At 73.5% G+C, this 3,379-nt stretch carries 3 protein-coding genes; all 3 read left to right on the top strand.

All coding sequences use genetic code 11. The features are described from left to right. Positions 1 to 104: 104 nt before the first annotated feature. Complete coding sequence (locus tag N864_RS23840) at positions 105 to 1,025, top strand: MaoC/PaaZ C-terminal domain-containing protein (protein ID WP_162164558.1); 921 nt, start codon at positions 105 to 107, stop codon at positions 1,023 to 1,025. Then, positions 1,022 to 1,894 carry an alpha/beta fold hydrolase gene (locus N864_RS20475; RefSeq protein WP_034721745.1) on the top strand — a complete coding sequence of 291 codons (873 nt, stop codon included), beginning with the start codon at positions 1,022 to 1,024 and terminating at the stop codon, positions 1,892 to 1,894. Before N864_RS23840 ends, N864_RS20475 begins: the two co-directional genes overlap by 4 nt. Continuing rightward, a partial coding sequence (locus tag N864_RS20470; RefSeq protein WP_051518868.1) for an AMP-binding protein occupies positions 1,891 to 3,379 on the top strand: 1,489 nt, incomplete at its 3' end. The genes N864_RS20475 and N864_RS20470, both read left to right, overlap by 4 nt.

The following is a 3,379-nucleotide window of genomic DNA, read 5'->3' as shown; positions in this document are numbered from 1 at the left end:
GTTTGCGCTCGCTCGACGGTTCGCGATCGGAGTTTGCGCTCGGTCGACGGTTGACAGGGGGTGGGCAGCAATCGCATTATATGAACGAGCGTTCGTTGATATACGTGAAGGGCGATCCGATGTACTTCGAGCAGTTCGCGGTCGGGCAGACGTTCCGGGCCGGCCCGAGGGTCGTGACGGAGGCCGACATCGCCTCATTCGCGGCACTGAGCGGGGACGACCATCCCCTGCACACCGACCCCGTGTATGCCGCCGGAACCCGGTTCGGCTCGGTCATCGCGCACGGCGGGCTCGGCTCCACGATCGCGGCCGGCCTCTGGGTGCGAAGCGGTGCGGTGTCCGACTCGGTCGTCGCGGCCCTCGGGGAGGAGTGGACCTGGCATGCCCCCATCCGGCCCGGTGATGTGCTCACCCTGACGGCGACGATCGTGCGCCGCGAGCCGCGAGCCGACCGCGACACCGGAGCCATCGACGCAGGCGTCATCACCCGGTACAACGAGCTGACCAACGGTGAGGGCGTGGTCGTGCAGTCGGGCCACGCCAGGACCCTGGTCAAGGCGAGCCCCGGAGCGGAGCACGAACCGCGCACCGACGTCGGCACCCTCGCCTGGGGCCGGCTCCTCGCCGACGCACTCGGTGCCGACGAGCGGTTCCGCTCGGCCGTCGCCGAATGGGACGGCACGATCGGGGTCCGCGCCGGGCAGCACGAGGTCCACCTGCGGATCTACCGGGGCCGGGTCATCGAGGTGACACGCCGCGCGCCCCACGGCGCCACCTTCACCTTCGGCGCGTCGGAGCGGACGTGGGCCGACATCATCACCGCCGACGAGGCCGGCTTCGGGGTGCGGCTGATGAGCGGCGAGTTCGAGGTCAGCGGCGACCCCTACGAGTACCTGCGCCTCACCAAGGCGCTCTCGTTCCTCGTCGACGCCGTGCGCACCGTGGCCCGCCCGGACAGCGCCGCTCCCGCCGACGCAACCGGCCCAGCCGCCCAGGCCACCGACGAGCAGAAGGCACTCGCATGACGACGATCTCAGCCCATCACCTCGACATCGACGGCCGGATCGGCTTCGTGCAGGAGGTGGTCCCGGCGCGGCCCAACGGAACGACCCTCCTGCTCCTCCACACCGCCGGCCAGAGCGGCGTCCAGTGGCGGCGCACCCTCGTCCCACTCGCCGACCTCGGCTACCGGCTCCTCGTGCCAGACCTGCCCGGCCATGGACACTCGGAGCCGCACGCGACAGGCGTCGTCACCGACCTGGCCGTCTACTCCGACTGGTGCGTCACGCTGCTCGACCGACTCGCCCCCGACCGACTCGCCCCCCAACAGCGCACCGGCGACCAGCCCGCCGCTGACCGGACCGTCGTCGTCGGCTGCTCGATCGGCGGCAAGGTCTCCCAAGACCTCGCCGCGCGCCACGGCCATCGGTTCGCGGCGGCCGTGTCGATGTGCGCCCCACCCGGGCCGGGCAAGGTCAAGCTGCACGCCCTGCGCCGGGAGCTCGAGGACTCCGCCGCGCCCGCCCGGACCGACCGCACGTTCATCGGGACCCAGGCGGTCGTCGGCCGGGCGGTCGATGCCGACCGCCGCGACCTCATCGCGCGGATGCACTGCCGCGAGGACCCGGAGGTGTCCGGCTCGGACCTCATCGGATGGGGGACGCACGACGTCCGGGAGCTGCTGCCCACCGTCCCGTGCCCGGTCACCTTCGTCGCCGGCGAGGACGACCTCTGGGTGGCCCCGCGCACCGTCGCGGCCGCCGCCCAGCAGGTCCCCGCCGGCCGCTACGTCCTGCTCGAGGGCTACGGTCACTACCCGATGGAGGAGATGCCGGAGTTCGCCAAGGTCCTCGACGACTGGATCTCCTCGATGCTGCAGGAGGTGGGCGCATGACGGTGCCTCGGCTCCTCGACGTCGTGTCCGAGCTGGCCCAGGCGGACCCGACCGCCGTCGCCCTCTGGGACGGCGCCGCCGCAGCGGACCCGGCCGGAACGACGACCGCCCTCCCCGTCACCCGCCAGCAGCTCGTCGCCCGCTCGGCCGCCATCGCCGAGGTGCTCCGTGGACTGGGCGTGGGCGCCGGAGACTGCGTCGGCGTCTGGCTGCCGAACTGGTCCGACTCCGTCGCGGCCCAGTTCGCCGCGCTCGGTCTCGGTGCCCACGTCATCGGCATCAACACCCGCTACAACAGCGAGGAGGTCGCGCACGTCCTGCAGATGGCCGCCCCGCAGGCCGTCCTCATGGCCCACGACTTCAACGACCTCGACCTCGTCGGCCGGCTCCGTGCGGCGCTCGAGCCCGCCGACCGGCCCGCCCCCGCCCTCGTCGTCGTGGCCGCACCCGGGACGCGCGCCCCCGACGACCTCTCGGCCTACGACCTCGGCAGCCCCGTCGTCGCCCTCGCCCCCAGCCACCCCGCCACGGCCCCCACCACCCTGCCGCCCGGGCCCTCGGCTCTCGCGGTCGGCTTCACGACCTCCGGGTCCACCGGGCGCCCCAAGCTCGCCGCCCACGACGAGGCCGGCACGACGGAGCACCTCCTGGCCGCCGGCGAGGCGCTTCGCTTCCGCCCCGACGACGTCATGCTCGGCGCGCTCCCGCTGTCCGGCGTCTTCGGCTTCGTCGCCGCGTATGCCGCTGTGCTGGCTGGGGTGCCCGTCCTCCTCGAGCCGGTCTTCCGGGCTTCCGGCGTCGTTGCCGAGATGGCTGAGCTGGGCGTGACGCACATCGTCGGTGGGGACGACCTGATCGGCCGGATCGCCGACGAGCAGCGCGCTTCCGGCGCGCGCCTCGCCCTGCGCCACGTGCTCATCGCCGACTTCGAGGGCCGCACGCCCGAGCTCGCGGCCTGGGCCGAGCAAGCCTGCGGCGCCGTCCTGACCGGCGTGTACGGCTCCTCCGAGACGTTCGCCCTGACGGCGTTCTGGCCGACCGACGCGCCGCCGGAGACGAGGGCCGCCGGCGGCGGCCACGTCGTGACACCGGCCATCGCCGTGCGCATCGCCGACCCCCTGACGAACCGCGAGCTGCCCGACGGAGAGCAGGGCGAGCTGCAGCTGCGCGGCCCCAACGTCGTCGACGACTACCTCGGCGATCCCTCGCTCAAGGCGGCAGCCTTCACGAGCGACGGCTGGTTCCGCACCGGCGACCTCGCCGTCCGCACGGGCGAGGGGGCCTTCCGCTACGTGTGCCGGATGGGCGACGTGCTGCGGCTGCGCGGGTTCCTCGTCGACCCCGCCGAGATCGAGCTGCGGCTCATCGCCCACGACGCGGTCGCCCTGGCCAAGGTCGTCGGTGCCCCCGCCCGTGACGGGCACGGCACCGAGGCGATCGCGTTCGTCGTCGCCCGCCCCGGCCACACCACGACGAGCGAGGAGC

It is taken from the genome of Intrasporangium chromatireducens Q5-1 (genome assembly GCF_000576575.1).
GTDB classification, from domain to species: domain Bacteria; phylum Actinomycetota; class Actinomycetes; order Actinomycetales; family Dermatophilaceae; genus Intrasporangium_A; species Intrasporangium_A chromatireducens.
Note: the sequence above shows the minus strand (reverse complement) of the source record. Positions and strands in the feature narration are given on the sequence as shown.

Coding starts and splice junctions, on each gene's coding strand:
- N864_RS20475 (WP_034721745.1), top strand. CDS start 1,022: ATGACGACGATCTCAGCCCATCACCTCGACATCGACGGCCGGATCGGC.